The sequence below is a fragment of the Kitasatospora sp. NPDC056273 genome, from assembly GCF_042268845.1.
Lineage (GTDB): Bacteria > Actinomycetota > Actinomycetes > Streptomycetales > Streptomycetaceae > Kitasatospora.
This window is the reverse complement of record NZ_JBHJSJ010000014.1, coordinates 115,050-135,240: the sequence shown is the minus strand read 5'-3', so window position 1 is coordinate 135,240 and position 20,191 is coordinate 115,050. Positions and strand designations below refer to the sequence as shown.

The following is a 20,191-nucleotide window of genomic DNA, read 5'->3' as shown; positions in this document are numbered from 1 at the left end:
GGGCAGGGCGAACTTTGCCCTGCTTTTACCAGCGTAGACCATACCCGGATGGGCGTAGGAAGCCCGTTCGGCCCGCCGGGGGCGGGGAACCCCAGGTGGGGGACGTCCGCCCGGGTGCGGGCCGGGGCGCGGGCTCAGGGCCGGCGCAGGCCTTCAGGCCCGGGAGCGGGCTCAGGCCCGGCGCAGGCTTTCAGGCCCGGGAGCGGGCTCAGGCCCGGTGCAGGCTTTCAGGCCCTGGAGCGGGCTCAGGCCTGGGCGTGGTGCTCGACCAGGTCGCGCAGCGCCCGGGCGTCCGCGATCGCCTGGTCCTTGCCGACGCCGGACTGGATGCCGACCGCGGCGAGCGAGGTGCCGTCGGCGAGGTCGAGGGTGGCCCACGGGTCGCCCTGGCGGAAGTTGACCCGGACGATCTCGGCCCAGGCCAGCCGGCGCCGACGGACGAAGTTGACCACCGTCACGCCCTCCGCGTCGGCGCTCACCTTGGGGCGGGCCAGCATCAGGCCGACGCCGGCGAACAGCAGGCCGCTGGCCGTCATCATGATCCGGTCGTTGAGCTGCCAGTTCTCCGGGAGCAGCACGGCCATCGCGGAGAACAGCACCACCATCAGCACGCAGACCGGCAGCAGTACGGCGCGGGTGCGGCGCGGAGCCCAGGTGACGGGGAACTGGACGGACGGCGTGGACACGTGGGTTCTCCGGGGGTGGTTCTGGGGGCGGCAGCGCGGCGGGGCGGGGACGCCGACCGGCGTCCCCGCCCCATTGAACCGTTCTTTACCCGCGCTCGGGCGGGCGGGTCAGAGGCGGCAGGCGTGGATGTTGGTGACCAGGATGGCCCGGGCGCCGATGCCCCAGAGGTCGTCCATGATCTGCTGGGCCTCCTTGCGGAGCACCATCGACCGGACCGCGACCCAGCCCTCGGTGTGCAGCGGCGAGACGGTCGGCGACTCCAGGCCCGGGGTGAGCGCGACGGCCGCGCCGACCTTCTCGGCGCGGATGTCGTAGTCCATCAGCACGTAGCGGCGGGCCACCAGCACGCCCTGGAGGCGGCGCAGGAACTGCTCCACCCGGGTGTCCTCGCCCGCGCCCTTGGGCCGGATCACCACGGAGTCGGAGACCAGGATCGGCTCGCCGAACACCTCCAGGCCGGCGTTGCGCAGGCTGGTGCCGGTCTCCACCACGTCGGCGATCACGTCGGCGACGCCCAGCTGCACCGCGGTCTCGACCGCGCCGTCCAGCTTGGTGACCGTCGCCTTCACGCCGTGGTCGGCCAGGTGCTGCTCGACCAGGCCGGTGTACGAGGTGGCGATCCGCAGGCCCTCCAGGCCCTTGACGTCCTCGACGTCCACGCCCTCGGGGCGCGCGAAGCGGAAGGTCGACCCGGCGAAGCCGAGGGCGAGCACCTCCTCGGCGTTGGAGTGCGAGTCCAGCAGCAGGTCGCGGCCGGTGATGCCGACGTCGAGGCGGCCGGAGCCCACGTACACCGCGATGTCGCGCGGGCGGAGGAAGAAGAACTCCACCTCGTTGTTCGGGTCGACGAGGACGAGCTCCTTGGGGTCCTTCCGCTGGCGGTAGCCGGCCTCATGGAGCATCTCCGCCGCGGGACCCGAGAGCGAACCCTTGTTGGGGACGGCGATGCGCAGCATGGGAGGTTGCTTCCTTACCTGTTCGGAGGATGGGGGTGCTCGGGAGAGCGGGGGTGTCTAGAGGTACTTGTAGACGTCGTCGAGCGTCAGTCCGCGGGCGATCATCATCACCTGGAGGTGGTAGAGGAGCTGCGAGATCTCCTCCGCCGTCTGCTCGTCCGTCTGGAACTCGGCGGCCATCCAGACCTCGGCGGCCTCCTCGACGACCTTCTTGCCGATCGCATGGACGCCCTGCTGGACGAGCTGCGCGGTACGGGAGGACGAGGGGTCGCCGGTGGCGGCCTTCTGCTGGAGCTCGGCGTAGAGCTCCTCGAATGTCTTCGAAGCCATGATGGGGCCACCTTACGGCGTGCGGGCGGACGGACGGTAAACGGTCCCGGAGCGTGGACAGTCGGGTGGACGTCCGCGCTCCGGGACCGGACGGACCGGGTGCGGCCCCGTGTCAGAGCGCGGCGCGCAGCGCCACGACGGTGGCGACGGCGGCGGTGACGGCCTCGTGGCCCTTGTCCTCGGCGGAGCCGGGCAGGCCGGCGCGGTCGATCGCCTGCTCCTCGTTGTCGCAGGTCAGCACGCCGAAGCCGACCGGGACGCCGGTGTCCACACTGACCTGGGTGAGGCCGCTGGTGGCCGCCTGGCAGACGTAGTCGAAGTGCGGGGTCCCGCCGCGGATCACCACGCCGAGGGCCACCACGGCGTCGTAGCCGCGCTCGGCGAGGCGCTTGGCGGCGACCGGCAGCTCGAAGGTGCCGGGCACCCGCAGCACGGTCGGCTCGGCGACGCCCAGCTCCTTGAGCGCCCGGTGGGCGCCGTCCAGCAGGCCGTTCATCACCGTGTCGTGCCACTGGGCGGCGACGACGGCGACCTTGAGGCCGGCGGCGCCGTCGATGGTCAGCTCGGGGGCTCCGTGACCGCTCATGTTCTCTTCCGTTCTCTGGTGTCGTCGCTGGTTCTGAGGTGTGCGGTTTCAGGAGCCGAGGCCGGGCAGGTCGTGGCCCATCCGGTCGCGCTTGGTGCGCAGGTAGCGCAGGTTGTGCTCGCCGGGCGCGATCTCGACCGCTTCGCGCCCCTTGACCTTGAGCCCGTGCTCGGTGAGCGCGGTCAGCTTCTGCGGGTTGTTGGTGAGCAGGGTGAGCGAGCGGACGCCGAGGTCCACCAGCATCTGGGCCGCGATGCTGTAGTCGCGGGCGTCGGCGGGCAGGCCGAGGTCCAGGTTGGCGTCGACGGTGTCCCGCCCCCGCTCCTGCAGCTCGTACGCGCGCAGCTTGTGGGCCAGGCCGATCCCCCGCCCCTCGTGGCCGCGCAGGTACAGCACCACGCCGCGCCCGGCCTCGGCGACCCGCCGCAGCGAGGCCTCCAACTGCGGGCCGCAGTCGCAGCGCAGCGAGCCGAAGACGTCACCGGTCAGGCACTCGGAGTGGACCCGCACCAGGACGTCCTCGCCGTCCGGCAGCCGCCCCTCCGCGTCCAGGCCGCCGGCCACCAGCGCGAGGTGCTCGACGCCGTCGATGGTCCCCCGGTAGCCGACGGCGGTGAACTCCCCGTGCACGGTGGGCAGGCCGGTGGCGGCGGCCCGGTCGACGTGCAGCTCGGTACGGCGGCGGTAGGCGATCAGGTCCTCGATGGAGATGATCGCCAGGCCGTGCTCGCGGGCGAAGGCGACCAGCTCGGGCAGCCGGGCCATGGTGCCGTCGTCGTTGACCACCTCGGCGATCGCGCCGGCCGGCGGCAGCCCGGCGAGCCGGGCCAGGTCGACGGCGGCCTCGGTGTGGCCGGGGCGGACCAGCACGCCGCCCTCGACGGCGCGCAGCGGGAAGACGTGCCCGGGGCGGGTGAGGTCGCCGGGCTCGGTGCCGGGCGAGGAGAGCAGCCGTACGGTGCGGGCGCGGTCGGCGGCGGAGATGCCGGTGTCGACCCCCTCCCGGGCGTCCACCGAGACGGTGTACGCGGTGCCCTTGCGGTCCTCGTTGACCTGGGTCATCGGCGGGAGCTTGAGGCGGTCCAGCTCCTCGCCGGTCATCGGGGCGCAGATCACGCCGGAGCTGTAGCGGACGGTGAAGGCCATCAGCTCGGCGGTCGCGGCGGACGCGGCGAAGACGATGTCGCCCTCGTTCTCGCGGTCCTCGTCGTCGACCACGACCACGGCGCGGCCGAGCGCGATGTCGGCGATCGCCCGCTCGACCGGGTCGAGGACGAGCTCGGGGTCGGAGTCGGGCCCGGTGGCCCCGTTGCTGGACTGGTTCTCGGTCATCTCGGTCATACCGTGGCTCCCTGCGGGACGGTGGCGGACTTGGCGCGCGGCTCACGGGTGCTCAGCCACCAGGACCGCAGGCCGAGCAGCACCAGGACGAAGTAGACGGAGTAGGTGAGGCCGGAGAAGGTGTAGCCGCTGTTGAAGGCGAACGGCACGCCGACCGCGTCGACCGCGATCCAGGCGAACCAGAACTCCACCCAGCCGCGGGCCTGGGCGACCATCGCGGCCAGCGTGCCGACGAAGACGTAGGCGTCCGACCAGGGGCTCCAGGACAGGCTGGGGTAGGACGTGAAGAGCAGGGCGAGCGCGACCGTGCCGGCCGCCGTACCCGCCGCCAGCGCGATCCGCTCGCGCCAACTCGCGAACCGTACGGCGATCGTGCCGCCCTCGCGGCGGCCCCGCTGCCACTGCGCCCAGCCCCAGGCGGCGGTGACGATCACGATCAGCTGCTTGCCGATCAGGCCGGGGACGTGGCCGCCGAGGTAGGCCGCGATCAGCACCGCGCCGGACAGCAGCTGGACCGGCCAGCTCCAGACCGAGCGGCGCCAGCCGAGCGCGAGCCCGCCGAGGCCGAGGATGTTGCCGAACATGTCGGCCCACTTGACGTGTTCGCCGAGGACGGTGAACGCCTCGCCGCTGAGCCAGCTCACTCGGACTCCCCCGGGGTTCCGTCGACCGGCAGGCCGGACGGGGTGGACAGGCTGGAAAGGTCGGACGGGTGGGGCGGGTTGGAAAGGTTCGGCAGGTTCGACAGGTTCGGGAAGTCGGGCAGGGTGCGGGACTCCAGGAGGCGCTCGACGTACTTCGCGAGCACGTCCACCTCCAGGTTGACGCCCTCCCCGACGGCCTTGGCGCCGAGCGTGGTCAGCGCGAGGGTGGTCGGGATGAGGCTGACGGTGAAGCTGTCCGCGGCCGCCTCCACCACGGTGAGGCTGACGCCGTCGACCGTGATCGAGCCCTTCTCCACCAGGTAGCGGGAGATCGTGCCGGGCAGCGAGAACCGCAGCACCTCCCAGCGCAGCTCGCCCGCCGCGTCGCGCTCGCCCGGCTCGCGGCTCAACAGCCGCCCGGTGGCGTCGACATGGCCCTGGACGAGGTGGCCGCCCAGCCGGGCGCCGAGCGCCATGGCGCGCTCCAGATTGACCCGCGAGCCGGGCGCCAGCTCGCCGAGGCTGGAGCGGTGCAGCGTCTCGGCCATCACGTCGGCGCTGAACTCACCGGTGCCGGCGGCCAGTTCCGCCGGGCTGTCGACAACGGTCAGGCACACGCCGTTGACCGCGATGGAGTCGCCGTGCCGAGCACCCGTACAGACCACCGGGCCGCGCAGGCGGATCCGCGAGGAGTCGCCGATCTCCTCGATCGACACGACCTCGCCGAGCTCTTCGATGATGCCGGTGAACACCCGGGTTCTCCTCGCGCTTGGGGCGCGGACTCCGGGGCGGCATGGGAGATGACACGGACGGGCACCGGCGCACGGACCCGGGACACACCCGTCGCCGGGGATGCCGAGGCCACCGGGAGATCGCTCGCCCGGCACGGGAGACACCGCTCCCGTCGTTCACCTGACCGGGGCCGGGAGGCAGTCTCCTGCCAGTGGACCCACGGGTACTGCTCTTCGTCCGCCCGCGCACGCCTCCCATCCGGACTTTAACCGTCGGTCCAGGAATTTCACCTGGTCAACCGGCCGCTGGCTGCGGACGGGTCGCGGACTGTAACCGCCGGTTCGGATTTTCACCGACCCCGGAGTGCGCTGAACGTCACTGCTTGATGCCGTCATTGTGCCACGGTCGGCGCAAGGGCAGGGAGGGCCTCCGGCTGTGGTCTGTTTCACGGGCTTGCGGGGAATGCGCGGCGGGGTGCTACCGCGGCTCCGCCGGGGGGCGAGCGTACGTTGGAGGGCCGTGTGCGCGGGGGTGCGCGTGTTCGGCGGGCCATGCGCTCGGAGGGCCGCGGCTCAGAGGGCCGCGGGGGCGGTGATCGACGTGAAGTGGGTGACCTCCGGCGGGTGGGCGAGGTAGCTCAGCTCGCCCTCCGACCAGACCGGCCGGATCCGCCACATCGGCCCCGCGTACCCGCGCAGCGCCTCCTCGTCGCGCCAGCGGCTCAGCACCAGCACCCGGTGCCCGTCCTCGGACACCGAGCGCAGCAGCTCGCCGCCGAGGCAGCCGTCGGTCCGCCCGAGCTGCGGGATCACCTGGGCGGCCAGGTGCGCGCAGAACTCCTCGATGCGACCGGCCGAGACCTGCCCGGCCCAGATCCTGACGATCACGACCACCACCTCCGGCTGCGGCTGGCGTCCCACGCCCGGGCATCCCTCGCCCGGACGCGCTGACCACTGACCCGGCGGTCCCCGCCCGGCGAGCCCCGAGCCAGTGGTCCCTGGCCCCCATTATGAGCGGAAAACCGCTGGTGGGGAGGGGTGGGGCCGGAATTTCACGGAGGGTTGCCGGGGCCCGGGGAACGGGGTGCGCCGAGCGGCCTCGGCTACATTCCCGGTATGACGACCACACCGGAATCTGTCGTTTCGTCAACCACCGCAACCACCGCGCCGAACCGGCCGGGCAGCCTGTTCGACGCCCTCCACGCGGGCGCGCTCAGCGATCCCGCCCAGCTGCGCGAGATCTACGAGCAGCCCGGCGACCAGGCGCGCCGCAAGCAGGTCGACCACCTGCACGAGGTAGCCCAGCGCCTGATCGCCTGCTCCCCGCTGGTCTTCGTGGCCAGCGCGGACGCCGCCGGGCGCTGCGACGTCTCCCCGCGCGGCGGGCCGGCCGGGCTGGTCTCGGTGCTCGACGAGTACACCCTGGCCATTCCGGACGCCACCGGCAACAAGCGCTTGGACACCCTGCACAACATCCTGGAGACCGGCCGGGTCGGGCTGCTCTTCGTCGTCCCCGGCCGGGACGCCACCCTGCGGGTCAACGGGCGGGCCTGCGTCTCGACCGACCCGGAGCTGCTGCGGCAGCTGACCGCCGTCGGCAAGCCGCCGCGCAGCGCCATCGTGGTCGCCGTCGAGGAGGTGTACGGGCACTGCCCGAAGGCCTTCCTGCGCTCCTCGGCGTGGAAGCCGGAGAACTGGCTGGCCAAGGACGAGCAGCCGAGCTCGGCGGAGGTCACGCTCTCGCACCTGCGGGACGAGTCGCTGACCGTGGAGATGATCGAGCAAATCGAGCGGGAGGCGCTGCTGTACCGGTACGAGTGAGGCAGCGGGGACTTCTCCGCTCGGGGTCCCCGTCTCGCTGTGAGTGTCCGGCGGTCGGTTTTGCGGGTGCCCGGCGAGGTGCTCGGCGAGGTGCCCGGCGGCCGGCCCGGTGGGTCGGGCGCCGGGCCGCGCGCCCGGCCTGAGCCTCGGGGCTCCGGCCGCCCCGTGGCTCAGGCCGCCTTGGGTTCAGGCGGCGGTGGGCTCAGGCCGCCTCGGGTTCGGGCGGCGTTGGGCTCAGGCCGCCTTGGGAAGGTCCACCACGGGCGCGCCGTCGGCGGCCCGCTGGACCGCCTCGACGCCCTTGTGGGCCGCGTCCTTGCTGGCGTAGCCCTGGCCGGTGGCGACGATCTCGCCGTTGCCCGCCTTGAGCCGGAACCGGTACTTGCCACCGGCGTCCTGATAGACCTCGAACTTGCCCGACATCGGGGCCACCTCCTCGCGGGGCCTCCTCGTGGAGCGCTCGATGCGCCCGCTGTCCGGCCCCCGGCGCCACCGTGCGCCCGGCACCGCCCAGGCCGCACCCGGGCGGCGGCCGGACGGGTGATGCCGGGCCCACCGGGGTTTGCGGAGGTGCCGGGGCGGCCGGCCGGTGGTTTGAATGGACGGATGGACTGCGTCTTCTGTGCGGTGGTGGCGGGCGAGGAGCCGGCGCACCGGGTGCTGGACGACGAGGTGGCGGTGGCCTTCCTGGACCGCCGGCCGCTGTTCCCCGGGCACGTCCTGGTCGTGCCGCGCGCCCACCACCCGACGCTGGCCGACCTGCCCGCGGCCGAGGTCGGGCCGTTCTTCCTGCGGGTGCAGCGGGTGGCGGGGGCCGTCGAGCGCGGGCTGGGCGCGGCGGGCAGTTTCGTGGCGGCGAACAACCGGATCAGCCAGTCGGTGCCGCACCTGCACGTCCACGTGGTGCCGCGCAATCCGAAGGACGGGCTGCGCGGGTTCTTCTGGCCCCGGCGGCGGTATCCGGACGAGGCGGGGGCGGCGGAGGTCGCGGCCCGGCTGCGGGAGGCGCTGGAGGGGTGACGGGGCGGGGCTCCGGCTCCGTGCCCTGCCGTGGGGATCGCGCGGGGGGGCGACGGGGGGTCGTACCTCCGCAGGAGCATCGGCGGGGTCGATATCGTTTTCCGGGCGGACGATCCGGCCGAACGGGGCGCCTAGGCTCGCGAGCATGAACGAACTCGCCTGTCTCGTGCAGCAGACGGCCGACCGGCTCGCGGGCCGACACGTCGGCGCGGTGGTCGCCGGGCTGGCCGGCGACCACGTGGAGATCCGGGGTGCCGGGCGGACCGGTCCGGGCGGTGGGATACCCGGGCCGCACACGCTGTTCGACATAGGCTCCGTCACCAAGGTGTTCACCTCGCTCGTGCTCGCACGGCTGGCGCTCGACGGAGCCGTCCGGCTGGACGAACCGCTCGCCGAGGTGCTCACGGGGGCCTCGGGCGGTCGGGCCGTCGTCCCGGCCAGGGGCCCGCAGCCGATCACCCTGCGGCACCTCGCCACCCACACCTCGGGGCTCCCCCGGCTGCCCCGGGGCATGCTGGCGCAGTCACTGCTGTCCCCCAACAAGCCCGATCCGTACGCCGGTTGCACCACCGAGCGGGTGCTCGACGGGCTCGCGCGGACGCGCTTGCGGACCGCGCCCGGGCGCGGCTTCCGCTACTCCAACCTCGGCGCGGGGCTGCTCGGCCTGGCCCTCGCGCAGCGGTCCGGCGTCGGGTACGAGGAGTTGGTGGCGCGCGAGGTCTGCGCACCGCTGGGCCTGGTGGACACCTGCGTGCGGTCGGACGAGGAGCAGTCCGCGCGGCTGGCACACGGGCACACGCCGGGCGGCCGGCCGGTGCCGCACTGGAGCTTCGGGGCCGTGCCCGGCATGGGCGGGCTCCGGTCGACCGCCGCCGACCTGGTGGTGTTCCTGCGGGCCCAACTGGCCGCCGGGCGCGAGCCGGAGGCGCCGCTGTCGGCCGCGATCGCCCTCACCCGGGAGACCCGCCACCGGGTCAACCCCTTCGCCTGGACGCACCTGGGCTGGCTCGGGCACCGGCTGCACACCCAGCAGGGCGGGCACCTCCAGATCTGGCACAACGGGGGCACCGGCGGGTTCCGTTCGTTCGTGGCCTTCGACCCGGAGAAGCGGGTCGGCGCCGTGGTGCTGGCCAACACCCGCCGGTCGGTCGATCCGGCGGGCACGGCGCTGCTGCGCGGGCTGCAGAACGGGTTCGCGACGACGGGGTGAGGGCGGTGGCGGGGGTTCCGGCGGTGACGGCGGGGGATTTCCGTCGGAATGTGCCGATCGGCACTGTCGGCGGGCGCGGTGAGGAGTCGATCCTGGGCATCCGATGGTTGCGGCCCTCCCGAGGGGTTGCCGCGGAGCGGAGGGAGCTCGGCATGACGGTGGTGCGGGCGCCCGGGCGGGCGTTGCGGCCCCGCCCGGGGCACCTGGGCCGTTCGTCCCCACCCCCATGGCGGGCCGCTGCGGCCGGGGCGCGATGATGGCGGGGTCGAACCAGGCCAAAAGGTGCTGATTGGCACTGTCGCCGGGGGCGGCGCGCGGTCGATGCTGGGGTTCTGGAAGTCGCGGTTCCGTTGGGGGAGCCCTCCGACTGAGCCGAGTGAAAGGGGGCCGACGTGGCGGTGACGTGGTCGCCGACGCGGGTGCGGTCGGCGGGTGCGACCGGTTCTGCCGACCTGGCCGCTTCTGCCGGTGCGGCCGGCGTGGCTGGTGCGGCCGGCGTGGCCGATGTGGCCGGCGCTGCCGGTCGACTGGGCCCGGTGCTGCGGGTGCACAGACGGTTCCGGCCGCTGTCCTGGCCGGCGCGGGTGTGGCTGCACTCCTTCGGGGTGGCCGTCTCCGTGGTGGTCTGTCTGGCGCTCGGCGAGTGGTGGCCCGCGCCCGTACTGGCCGCCGCCGCGGTGGTGGCGGTGAGCGGGTACGAGCGGCTGCGGCCCACACCCGGGCTGCGCTCCGTACGGGTCCACGAGGGCGGGCTGGTGCTGGTCTCGGCCGGCGGCGGCGAGGAGCCGCTGCCCTGGCGCGCGATGGAGGCCACCGAGTACTCCCCGGGAGGTCCGCACGGGGAGTACGAGCACGGGCGAATATGGCCGGCGGGCGCGGACGAGCCGCTGGTGCTGGCGCACCTGGGCGGGCTGGGCAGGCTGTTCCGGGAGCTGGAGGAGCGCCTCTCCCCCGGGCTCCGGGCCGCCCTGCACGAGACGCTGCGCGCGGAGGGGAGCGTCCGCTTCGTCCGGGGGCGACTGACGGTGACGGCCGGCGGGCTGGTGCACCGGCCGCCGCACCCGCTCGCCGCGACGGAGGCCTACCGGTGGCCGGAGGTGCACTCGGCCCGGGCCTCCGCCCTCGGCGAGCTGGAGGTCCGGACGCACTCGGCCGGTCTCCCGCTCACCTTCCTGGTGCCCAACGCCCGTGCGGCCGCAGGCTTCCTGGAGGACCTACGGACGGCCTCCACCGGCTGACGGCCCGCCCGGGCCGAGCAGCCCCGGTGCAGGTTCCCGCAGGTCCGCCCAGGCCCGTCCCCTAGGGGGCCCCACAGCGCCTTCCGGAAGGGATCAGTACGCCGCTGAGTGGACGTCAGTTCCGTGGCGGGCGGCCTACGGTCGCTGACATGAGCCGACTCCGTACGACCGCCGCCGCTGCGGCCCTGCTGCTCGCGCTGCCGCTGTCCGTCGCCGCCGCCGCGCCGGCCCTGGCGGCCGCGCCCGCCAACTCCGCCACCGCTCCCGCGAACCCGACCACCCGGGCCGCCGCCCAGGTCGAACTCCCCCGCCCGGCCGGGCCGTACGCGGTCGGGCAGGAGGTCCTGCACCTCGTGGACCAGAACCGTCCGGACCCGTGGGTGCCCGCCGCCGGTCCGCGCCAGCTGATGGTCTCGATGTACTACCCCGCGCACGCCGGGACGGGCACCCCCGCCCCGTACATGACGCCCGCCGCCGCCCGCGCGCTGCTGGACGGGAAGCTGCCGGGCAACACCATCCCGACCGAGGCGGTGTCCGGCACCCGGACGTGGGCGGAGTCCGGGGCCCGCCCCCAGGGCGGCCACTACCCGCTGGTGGTCCTGTCGCCCGGCTTCACCATGCCGCGCGCCACGCTCAGCAGCCTCGCCGAGGACCTGACCAGCCGCGGCTACGTCGTCGCGCTGGTCGACCACACCTACGAGAACACCGGGACCACCTTCCCCGACGGCCGGACGCTCCCCTGCGAGGTGTGCGGGACGCTGAGGACCCAGGAGGCCTGGGAGGCCCTGGACGCGAGCCGGGCGAAGGACGTCTCCTTCGTCATCGACCAGTTGACCGACCGCCCGCACCCGGCCTGGCGCTACGCCCGGCTGATCGACCGCGACCGGATCGCCATGGCCGGGCACTCCGCCGGTGGCGCCGCCACCGTCCCGGCCCTGCTCACCGACGACCGGATCCGGGCCGGGGTCGACCTGGACGGCACCATGGACTACCTGGTGCCCGAGTCCGGCATCAAGGGCAAGCCGTACCTGATGATCGGCCACCCGCTGCCCGGCGGCGGCGAGGACGAGAGCTGGCTCAGGAGCTGGCCCCGGCTGGACGGCTGGAAGCGCTGGCTGACCGTCGACGGCACCGACCACGGCAGCTTCACCGACTTCCCGCTCTTCTTCGACGGGCTCGGCCTCCCCAAGGGCCCGGACACCACCATCGGCAGCCAGCGGGCCGTCGCCCTCACCCGGCAGTACGTCGGGGCGTTCTTCGACCTCCAGCTGAAGGGCGTCCCGCAGCCGCTGCTCGACGGGCCGAGCGCCGCCAACCCGGAGGTGCGGTTCACCCCCTGATGGCCGTCCCCGAATGACAGCGATTTCCGAGTGACAGCGGCTCCCGGGGCGGGGCCGTCGGCAGCGCGCCGGCGGCCCCGTCGGCGTACGGGCGCTCTGCCGACGGTCAGCCGGGCAGCACCGCCGCCGAGGCGATCGGTTCGAGCAGCGGGTGGGGGCGGACCAGGGCGCGGGAGACCGGGTCCTCGCGGTGGCCGCCGGCCCGGGCGGGGTTGGGGCGCATGACGACCACGGTCGGCGGGACGGGCCCGCCGCCGCAGGCCGGGCAGACGCCGACGAGGTCGAGGTCGGTGCCGCAGACGGCGTGCGCGAAGAGGTGGTACGGGCCCCCCTCGGTGGCGTGCCGGCCGCCCCAGCGACTCAACTGGTAGAGCGGGCCCCAGAGTTCGAGCCCGGTACTGGTCAGCAGGTAGCCGTGGCGCAGCGGCGCCTGCTGGTACGGCTCCTTGCGCAGCACCCCGGCTGCGACCAGGGCGTTGAGGCGCGAGGTGAGGACGGCGCGCGGGATGCCGAGGTGGGCGAGGAAGTCGTTGAAGCGCTGCACGCCGTAGAACGCGTCGCGCACGATCAGCAGGCTCCAGCGCTCGCCGACCACCTCCAGGGCGCGGGCCAGCGCGCACTCCTGCAGTTCGTAGTCGGTTCCCAGGGCCATGGGCGTCAGCCTAGTCCACCCCCCTAGTGGGTTCAATGAACAGACCAGCGGTGGTAGCGTGCCATTCGAGACGAAGGTTCATTCACCAGACCATGAAGGTCCGGCCCTCGGAGGGAACACCCATGCCCCCCGCACCACCTGGCTCCTCACCCGCCTCCTCCCCCGCCACCCCCACCGCCCCGGGTCCGCGCGTCCGGCCCGGGGCCACGCTGGCGACCACCGCGGCGGCGACCGCCCTGACCACCGTCGCGTACACCGCCCCCACCGCCTCGCTCGCCGCCACCGCCCAGGCCGCCCACCTGGGCGCCTCCGGCCGCACCTGGATCCTCACCGGCACCCTGGTCGGCATCTCGGCGCTGCTGCTCACCGCCGGGAGCGCCGCCGACGACCACGGCCGCAAGCGGGTCTTCACCTTCGGCGTGCTGCTGTTCGCCGCCGCCGAGGCGCTGGCCGCCCTCGCCCCCGGCGGCGCCGTCTACCTGGCCTCCCGGGTGCTCCTCGGCGCCGCCTCGGCCGCCGTCCTGGCCCCCGCGCTCGGCCTGATCAGCCACGCCCACCCGCCCGGGCCCGGCCGGATCCGGGCGCTCGGCGTCTGGGGCGCGGCGGTCGGGCTGGGCATCGCGATCGGGCCGGTGTACGGCGCCCTGGTCCAGCAGTGGGCCGGATGGCGCGCGGTCAGCGGCGGGATCGCGGTGGCCGCGGCCGTGGTGGCCGGCTGCGCCGCCGGGGTCCTCACGGAGTCACGGGCCGAACGCCCGCGTGCCCTCGACCCGTACGGGGTGCTCACCCTCGCCGCCGGCACCTCCTGCCTGATCGCCGGACTGGCCGAAGGCCGCGGCGGCTGGGGACAGCCCGCCGTGGTGGCGCTGCTGGCGGGCGGGGTGCTGCTGCTGGCGGCGTTCGCCATGGTCGAGGCGAAGGTCCGGGAGCCGATGCTGGACCTCGCCCTGTTCCGCAGCCCCGGCTTCATCGCGGCCACCGGCGGGGCGCTGTTCACCGGGCTGGCCCTGGTCGGCTTCATGAGCTACCTGCCCACCCTGCTCCAGGGCGTGCTCGGCCTGTCCGGCCCGGCCGCGGCCGGCGTGCTGGCCCTGTGGTCGGGCCTCTCGGTGGTCTCCGCGCTCCAGGCCCGCCACCTGGCCACCCGCCTGCCCGCCACCGCCCAGGTCGCCCTCGGCCTGCTCGTCTGCGGCACCGGCGAGGCCGCGCTGTACGGGCTCACCCCCGGCTCGTCCTGGCTGCGACTGGCCCCGGGACTCGCCGTCGCGGGCATCGGCAGCGGCATCCTCAACGCGGCGCTCGCCCGGCTCGCGGTCAGCAGCGTCCCCGCACACCGGGCCGCCATGGGCTCCGGCGCCAACAACACCTCCCGCTACCTGGGTTCGGCCCTCGGCGTGGCCCTCACCGTCACCGTCGCCGGCTCCCCCCACCCCACCGCCCACACCCTCGCCGCAGGCACCGACCGGGCCACCCTCACCGCCGCCGCCCTCTGCCTCCTCGGCGCCCTCCTCGCCCTCGCCGCCCACACCACCGAATCCCGCACCACCCACCCCACCCCCGTCCCGTGAGCCACCAGACCCCCCTCCCACCCCCGCGAGACACCAGAAGTCGGCCAAGCCGACTTCCGCCGCGGCAGCCGAAACGCCTCCCCACCTGTGGCAACACAGGCACCGGTTTTGTCGGCAACGGTTGACGTTCTGGACGACTTTCCGTGACCCAGAACCCAAATTGAGCCGCTGCCGATGCCATTTGCCGCAACATGTGGCCTGAAGCAGCGAACCCCGGAGCCGCCGGGGCCGATCCAGGCGCCAGAATGCTGAAGGCCTCCGGACGACCGCGCCGAGGCCGACGGACAATTCGTGAGCAGACCGGGAGCCCACACACTGAAATCCCACCCTCCAAGCGCACGAGAAGTCGGCTCAATCGACTTCCCACGCACACCCAGGCGGAAGGGCCCGCCCCGGCTCCACCGACATCAACCGGAGCTCGGCCGCCTGAAGTGCGAGCCGGACACCGGCGAAGCGGGCACCCCGACCAAACGCCCCGTCCTGAATAGCGCCACTGGGCGAGGCGCAAGAAGTCGACCGGGCCGACTTCTCGCGCACACATCGGCTCGGGGCCCTGGCGGAGGCCGGAACAACAGGAACCGCGCTCGGGCAGGAAGCACGGAAAGTCGGCTAGATCGACTTTCCGCGCGCAACCCACCGATCCGTCGCGGCAGTGAAGGCCACACCGCCATGGACAACACCTGGGAATGGGGTGCAGGAAGTCGGCCCGGTCGACTTCCTGCGCGCAGCCGGGGGTGGGCTGCTTCCGGACGCTCGCGCCGAGGCCAAACAGATAGCGCGGCACAAGCGAAGCAAGCCCTGGCAATACGCTGCCTGGCGAGCAGGGTCACTGGAGCAGGACATGGGAAGTCGGCCAAGCCGACTTCCTACGCGGGCACCGCTTGGGGGGCGTGCTGGAAGCCTTGCCGGCAGGAACCGCACTCGGACTCGAAGCACGGAAAGTCGGCTGGATCGACTTCCTGCACGGGACCCGTCGATTCGTCGCGGCAGCGGGAGGCCGCACCGGTATCGAGAACGCCAGAGGGTGCGGGGTGCAGGAAGTCGGCCCGGTCGACTTCCTGCGCACAACCGGGGTGAGGGGCTCGGGGCAGTCGCTCCGAGGCCGACGGATGGCACGGGAGCTGTCGGTTCGAGTGGTGGTGAAAGCCGCGCTGCCGTGGGCGGCGTCTGAGGGTAGGGACGCGAGAAGTCGACTGGGCCGACTTCTCGCGCGGGCACCAGCTCGGGGCGTGGTGGAGGCCGCAGCGACAGGAACCGTGCTCGGGTAGGGCGCACAGGGAGCCGGCTGGATCGACTTCTCGTGCGGGAGCTGCCGGTTCGAGGTGGTGGTGGAGGCCCTGCCGCCGTGGGCAGGGCCTGAGGGTGGGTGCGGGGTGTGGGGGCTGGGGCGGCTGCGGTGGGTGGGGGTGCGTGCGAAGATGGCAGGGCTGGTGGGAACGATCTCCGGACGGTTTCTGGGACGGTTCTCTGGCCATGGTGGACGAATACGCGCAGCGCGCGGGGCAGCCTCGGCAGGACGCCCTGCTGATGGTGCCGATCGCCACGGCGCTGATCGACGCCGACGGGCGGATCCTGCACTGGAGCGGTGACGCGGAGGCGTTGCTCGGGCACCCTGCGCAGGAGGCGGTGGGGGCGCGGGCGGCGACGCTGCTGACCTCCGAGGAGCACCGGCCGGAGGTGCTCCAGCTGTTCCGGCAGATCCTGGCGGGCCGGTCGTGGTCCGGGGTGTTCCCGGTGCGGCACCGGGACGGGCACCTGGTGAACCTGGAGTTCCGTACGTATCCGATCCGCGGCCCGGGCGGCGCCCCGATGGTGCTGGCGGTGGCCTCCGAGGTGACGACGCTGCGCCGGCTCCAGGCCGATCTGGCGCTCCTCGACGGGTTCTTCACGCAGTCCCCGGTCGGCATGGCGGTGTTCGACACCGGCCTGCGCTTCGTCCGGTTGAACGCGGCGCTGGCGGACGCGAACGGCCTGAGCGTCGAGGAGCCGCTGGGCCGTCGGCTCACCGAGGTGCTGCCGGGGATCAACGCCCCGGAGTCCGAGGCGGTGATGCGCCGGGTGCTGGAGAGCGGCGAGCCGGTGGTGGACGACCTGGCGCACGGCCGTACCCCGGGCGACCCGAGCCACGACCACGCCTGGTCGGCCTCGTACTTCCGGTTGAGGGACCGCGGCGGCCGGGTGCTCGGCGTGTGCGCCACGGTCATCGACATCACCGAGCGGTTCCATGCCGACGCCCGGGCGGCCCGCGCCCAGGAGCGGCTGTCCCTGCTGGTCGACGCGACCGCCTCGATCGGCACCACGCTGGACCTGCGGCAGACTGCCCGGGAGCTGGTCGACGCGATGGTGCCGAGGGTCGCCGACATCAGCGCGGTGTTCGGGCTGGAGGAACTGGTGGCCGGCCGGAACGTGGAGCCGCCCGCACCGGACGTCCCGCTGCTGGTGCGCCGCCTGGCGATCGCCTCCGCCGACGCTGTCTACCCGGCCGATTCGCTGCCGGTCGACGCGGTGTACGAGCTGCGGCCGGACTCCCCGTACGCCCGGGCGCTGGCCGGCGGGCGCACGGTGGTGGTGCCCTCCTGGGAGCTGCCGATGCTGAGCGAGCCCGTCCACGAGAGCCGCCGCCAGGCCTACCTGGGCGACCGCCCGCGCTCGGTGCGGATCACCCCGCTGGTGGCGCGCGGTACGACGCTCGGCATGGTGGTGTACTCGCGGCGCGGCGCGCGGGAGTCCTTCGCGGCGGCCGACATCACGCTCGGCGACGAGCTGTCCTCGCGCGCGGCCGTCGCGATCGACAACGCCCGGCTGTACCTGCGCCAGCACCAGACCGTGCTGGCCCGGCAGCAGGCGCTGCGCGAGGCGAGGGCCGCGCAGGAGCGTCTGGCGCTGGTCAACGTGGCCTCCGCCCGGATCGGCACCACGCTCGATCTCGCCCAGACCGCGCAGGAGTTGGCCGAGGTGGCGGCACCGAGGCTGGCCGACACGGTGGTGGTGGAGGTGCTGGAGGAGCTGGTCCGCGGCGAGCGCGAGGCGACCGCCCCGGTGGACGGCTCGGCGCTGCTGCGGCGGATGGCCTTCCACTCGGTGCCCGGCTCGACGCTGGCGCCGATCGCCCGCACCGGCAACCTGCACCGCTTCGTGCCCGGTTCGCCGTACGCCTGGTGCCTGGCGCACCGCAAGCCCGTCCTGGTGCCCAGGATGGACGAGGAGGGCATGGCCTGGTTCGCGGACGACCCGGTGCGGCAAGCCGCCGTACGGGAGCAGAACGTGCTGTCGTTCATGGTGGTCCCGCTGATCGCGCGCGGCACCCCGGTCGGCGTGGCGGGCTTCTACCGCACCCGGGTCGAGCGCCCGTACGATGACGACGACGTGGCGCTGGCCGGGGAGTTGGCGGTGCGGGCGGCCGTCTCGATCGACAACGCGCTGCTGTTCACCCGCGAGCGCGACGCGGCCGCCGCCCGGCAGCGGGCGCTGGACGAGGCGTGGGCCGCCCAGCAGCGGCTGTCGCTGCTGAACGAGGCCAGCAACCGGATCGGCACCACGCTCGATCTGCACCGCACCGCCCGGGAGTTGGTGGAGGTGGTGATCCCGCGCTTCGCCGACTTCGTGACCGTGGACCTGCGCGAGGCGGTGCTCAGCGGCGAGGAGCCCGGGGCGGTCCCGGCGGAGGGCCCGGTGCTGATGCGGGCGGTGGCGGTCGGCGACACCGGCCCGGACGGCGGCATGCTCGGGGCGGCCGACCAGGTGGGCGAGACCTCGCAGTCGGCCGGGCTGTACGCGCAGAGCCTGCGCACCCGGCGCTCGATCCTGGTCTCCGAGGTGACCGAGGAGGAGCTGAGCCGGATCGTCGCCTCGCCCGACCGGGTGCAGCCGAGCCTGGACGCCGGGGTGCACTCGTACCTGATGGTGCCGCTGGTGGCGCGCGGACAGGTGCTGGGCGGCGCGGAGTTCGTCCGCTCCCGCAACCCGGTGCCGTTCGGGTCGGCGGACCGTTCGCTGGCCGAGGAGCTGGCCGCCCGCACCGCGCTGGCGATCGACAACGGACGGCTCTACCGCCGCGAACGGGACACCGCGCTCACCCTCCAGCGCAGCCTGCTGCCACAGGAGGTGCACCGCACGCTCGGGCTGGACCTCGCCTACCGCTACCTGCCGAGCAGCGTGGTCAGCGAGGTCGGCGGCGACTGGTTCGACGTGGTGCCGCTGTCCTCCGGGCGGGTCGCGCTGATCGTCGGCGACGTGATGGGCCACGGCATCCGGGCCGCCGCCACCATGGGACAACTCCGCACGGCCGCACGGACGTTGATCACCCTGGACCTGGATCCCGAGCGGGTGCTGTACCGGCTGGACGAGGCGACCGCGGGCATCGGCGAGGGCCAGTTCGCCACCTGCGTCTGCGTGGTCTACGACCCGGTGGACCGCCAGTGCACCGCGGCCAGCGCCGGGCACCTGCCGCCCGTGGTCGCCGACACCGAGGGGCGGGCGCACCTGGTCGAGCTGCCCACCGGCGCCCCACTGGGGGTGGGCGGAGTCGCCTTCGAGAGCGCCGAGTTCACCCTTCCCGAGGAGGGCATCCTGACCCTCTACACGGACGGGCTGGTCGAGCGCCGGGGCCAGGACCTCGACGAGGGACTGCAGTTGCTGTGCCGGACGGTCGCCGACCGGCGCGGCTCGCTGGAACAGACCTGCGACGCCGTCCTGAAGCGGCTCACCGAGACCACCGGCGAGGACGACATCGCCGTCATCATGGCGCAGGTCCGCCCGAAGGGCGCGGACCGGATCGCCACCCTGCGGCTCACCGGCGACCACGCCATGGTCGCCCACTCGCGCCGCTTCACCCGCGAGACGCTGGCCTCCTGGGGGCTCGACGCGCTCATCGACTGGGCCGAGCTGCTCACCAGCGAGCTGATCACCAACGCGCTGGTGCACGCCGGATCGCCCACCCAACTGCGGCTGTACTGCAACCGGGTGCTCACCGTCGAGGTCGCCGACCAGGAGTCCGAGGTGCCGCGGATCCGCCGCGCCCGCAGCGAGGACGAGGGCGGCCGGGGCATCCACCTGGTCAACGAGCTCGCGCACCGCTGGGGCAGCCGCCGGACCAAGGACGGCAAGGTGGTCTGGTTCGAGCTGGAGCTGCCCCCGGGGGCAACACCGTCCGCCTGAACGACCGGCGGCTGTCGCACCGCGTCTCTCGGCCGGTGTGCGGGCGGCAAGTTGGGGCGGGACACCGAGAGCGGGGGGGTGTCGTCAGCGGCCGGCCAGGTCCTCGGCGCGGTAGCGGCCGGAGGGCCTGCGGTCGCGGAGCAGGCCGAGCAGGGCCGGCGCCACCCGCTCGGGCAGCGGCGCGCCGGAGACGTCCTCGCCGGGGCCGGCCTCCTGGAGCATCCGGGTGCGCATACTGCCCGGGTCCACCGACCAGACCCGCAACTCCGGCTCCTCCCGGGCGAGTACGTCGCCGGCGAGGTCCAACGCGGCCTTGCTGGCACCGTAACCGCCCCAGCCGCGGTAGGGCACCACGGCGGCCTCGGAACTGACGTTGAGGACGGCGCCGGCGTGGGCGCGCAGCTGGGGCAGCACGAGCTGGGTGAGGGCGATCGGGGCGAACGTGTTGACCTCGAAGGTCTCCAGCAGGCCCGGCAGCGGGAAGTCGGCCAGCCGGGGCAGCGGTTGCCCGCCGGGGCCGGGGGCGCCGTTGAGCGTTCCGGCGTTGTTGACCAGCAGGCTCGCGCCGCCGAGCTCCTCCGCGGCCCCGGCCAGGTGGGCGCGGTGGTCGTCGTCGACGACGGAGCCGGGCAGGGCGACGACCCTGGTGACGGCGGCCAGATCGGCTGCGGCGGCGGCGAGTTCGGCCGCTCCCCGGGCGGTGATCACCAGCTGCCAGCCGTCGGTGGCGAGGGCGCGCGCGAGGGCCAGGCCGAGGCCGCGGGAGGCTCCGGTGACCAGGGCGACGGGAGCGCTCCGCGGTACGGCGGCGCGCCGCGCCCCGCCGGTGCCTGCGCTCGTCATGCCCGCGCTCATGCCCGCGTTGTTGTCTGCGTTGGTGCCTGCGTTGGTACCTGCGTTCATGCCGCAC

General features: G+C 73.9%; 18 protein-coding genes and 1 riboswitch. Of the genes, 7 read left to right on the top strand and 11 right to left on the bottom strand.

What is annotated here, in order from left to right; genetic code table 11:
• Nucleotides 1–245: 245 nt before the first annotated feature.
• From ACFCY1_RS15550 to ACFCY1_RS15515, 8 genes are all read right to left on the bottom strand, one after another.
• Complete coding sequence (locus tag ACFCY1_RS15550) at nucleotides 246–686, bottom strand: PH domain-containing protein (protein WP_049651343.1); 441 nt, start codon at nucleotides 684–686, stop codon at nucleotides 246–248.
• Nucleotides 687–794: 108 nt separating this feature from the next.
• Complete coding sequence (gene hisG / locus ACFCY1_RS15545) at nucleotides 795–1,643, bottom strand: ATP phosphoribosyltransferase (protein WP_049651342.1); 849 nt, start codon at nucleotides 1,641–1,643, stop codon at nucleotides 795–797.
• A 57-nt stretch (nucleotides 1,644–1,700) separates the two neighbouring features.
• Nucleotides 1,701–1,973 carry a phosphoribosyl-ATP diphosphatase gene (locus ACFCY1_RS15540; RefSeq protein ID WP_049651341.1) on the bottom strand — a complete coding sequence of 91 codons (273 nt, stop codon included), beginning with the start codon at nucleotides 1,971–1,973 and terminating at the stop codon, nucleotides 1,701–1,703.
• A 112-nt stretch (nucleotides 1,974–2,085) separates the two neighbouring features.
• Nucleotides 2,086–2,559, bottom strand: coding sequence for a 6,7-dimethyl-8-ribityllumazine synthase (ribH, locus tag ACFCY1_RS15535; protein WP_049651340.1), 474 nt, complete (start codon nucleotides 2,557–2,559; stop codon nucleotides 2,086–2,088).
• Between the two features lie 48 nt (nucleotides 2,560–2,607).
• A complete protein-coding gene (locus ACFCY1_RS15530) occupies nucleotides 2,608–3,891 on the bottom strand; it encodes a bifunctional 3,4-dihydroxy-2-butanone-4-phosphate synthase/GTP cyclohydrolase II (RefSeq protein WP_049651350.1) in 1,284 nt (427 codons plus the stop codon).
• A gap of 5 nt (nucleotides 3,892–3,896) precedes the next feature.
• Nucleotides 3,897–4,544 (bottom strand): nicotinamide mononucleotide transporter family protein, encoded by a 648-nt coding sequence (locus ACFCY1_RS15525; protein ID WP_049651339.1) that lies wholly within the window; start codon nucleotides 4,542–4,544, stop codon nucleotides 3,897–3,899.
• Complete coding sequence (locus tag ACFCY1_RS15520; protein WP_375874880.1) at nucleotides 4,541–5,296, bottom strand: riboflavin synthase; 756 nt, start codon at nucleotides 5,294–5,296, stop codon at nucleotides 4,541–4,543. Before ACFCY1_RS15520 ends, ACFCY1_RS15525 begins: the two co-directional genes overlap by 4 nt.
• Nucleotides 5,297–5,518: 222 nt before the next feature.
• A riboswitch (FMN riboswitch) is annotated at nucleotides 5,519–5,646 on the bottom strand.
• Nucleotides 5,647–5,848: 202 nt separating this feature from the next.
• Nucleotides 5,849–6,196, bottom strand: coding sequence for an antibiotic biosynthesis monooxygenase (locus tag ACFCY1_RS15515; protein WP_049651338.1), 348 nt, complete (start codon nucleotides 6,194–6,196; stop codon nucleotides 5,849–5,851).
• Between the two features lie 195 nt (nucleotides 6,197–6,391).
• On the opposite strand from ACFCY1_RS15515, the gene ACFCY1_RS15510 reads away from it, so the two are divergent.
• The gene (locus ACFCY1_RS15510) at nucleotides 6,392–7,096 is read left to right on the top strand and encodes an MSMEG_1061 family FMN-dependent PPOX-type flavoprotein (RefSeq protein WP_079272680.1); all 705 of its coding nucleotides are present in this window, start codon (nucleotides 6,392–6,394) and stop codon (nucleotides 7,094–7,096) included.
• 234 nt (nucleotides 7,097–7,330) lie between these two features.
• Here the strand turns inward: ACFCY1_RS15510 and ACFCY1_RS15505 are convergent, their stop codons facing one another.
• Nucleotides 7,331–7,519, bottom strand: a complete 189-nt coding sequence (locus tag ACFCY1_RS15505; RefSeq protein ID WP_049651337.1) for a DUF1508 domain-containing protein — start codon at nucleotides 7,517–7,519, stop codon at nucleotides 7,331–7,333.
• A gap of 183 nt (nucleotides 7,520–7,702) precedes the next feature.
• Between ACFCY1_RS15505 and ACFCY1_RS15500 the strand changes: the two genes are divergently transcribed.
• From ACFCY1_RS15500 to ACFCY1_RS15485, 4 genes are all read left to right on the top strand, one after another.
• On the top strand, nucleotides 7,703–8,116 hold the full coding sequence (locus ACFCY1_RS15500; RefSeq protein WP_375874879.1) for an HIT family protein: 414 nt from the start codon (nucleotides 7,703–7,705) through the stop codon (nucleotides 8,114–8,116).
• 145 nt (nucleotides 8,117–8,261) lie between these two features.
• On the top strand, nucleotides 8,262–9,326 hold the full coding sequence (locus tag ACFCY1_RS15495; protein WP_375874878.1) for a serine hydrolase domain-containing protein: 1,065 nt from the start codon (nucleotides 8,262–8,264) through the stop codon (nucleotides 9,324–9,326).
• Nucleotides 9,327–9,823: 497 nt separating this feature from the next.
• On the top strand, nucleotides 9,824–10,564 hold the full coding sequence (locus tag ACFCY1_RS15490; protein WP_375874877.1) for a hypothetical protein: 741 nt from the start codon (nucleotides 9,824–9,826) through the stop codon (nucleotides 10,562–10,564).
• Nucleotides 10,565–10,713: 149 nt separating this feature from the next.
• The gene (locus tag ACFCY1_RS15485; RefSeq protein WP_375874876.1) at nucleotides 10,714–11,904 is read left to right on the top strand and encodes an alpha/beta hydrolase family protein; all 1,191 of its coding nucleotides are present in this window, start codon (nucleotides 10,714–10,716) and stop codon (nucleotides 11,902–11,904) included.
• A gap of 106 nt (nucleotides 11,905–12,010) precedes the next feature.
• Here the strand turns inward: ACFCY1_RS15485 and ACFCY1_RS15480 are convergent, their stop codons facing one another.
• Nucleotides 12,011–12,556: a winged helix-turn-helix transcriptional regulator gene (locus tag ACFCY1_RS15480; protein WP_375874875.1), complete on the bottom strand. Its 546-nt coding sequence runs from the start codon at nucleotides 12,554–12,556 to the stop codon at nucleotides 12,011–12,013.
• Nucleotides 12,557–12,678: 122 nt separating this feature from the next.
• Here ACFCY1_RS15480 and ACFCY1_RS15475 point away from each other — a divergent pair, with 122 nt between their 5' ends.
• Complete coding sequence (locus tag ACFCY1_RS15475) at nucleotides 12,679–14,124, top strand: MFS transporter (protein ID WP_375874874.1); 1,446 nt, start codon at nucleotides 12,679–12,681, stop codon at nucleotides 14,122–14,124.
• Nucleotides 14,125–15,597: 1,473 nt separating this feature from the next.
• A complete protein-coding gene (locus ACFCY1_RS15470) occupies nucleotides 15,598–19,281 on the top strand; it encodes a SpoIIE family protein phosphatase (RefSeq protein WP_375874873.1) in 3,684 nt (1,227 codons plus the stop codon).
• Between the two features lie 84 nt (nucleotides 19,282–19,365).
• On the opposite strand, the gene ACFCY1_RS15465 is transcribed toward ACFCY1_RS15470, so the two are convergent.
• On the bottom strand, nucleotides 19,366–20,124 hold the full coding sequence (locus ACFCY1_RS15465; protein WP_375874910.1) for an SDR family NAD(P)-dependent oxidoreductase: 759 nt from the start codon (nucleotides 20,122–20,124) through the stop codon (nucleotides 19,366–19,368).
• Nucleotides 20,125–20,191: the final 67 nt, after the last annotated feature.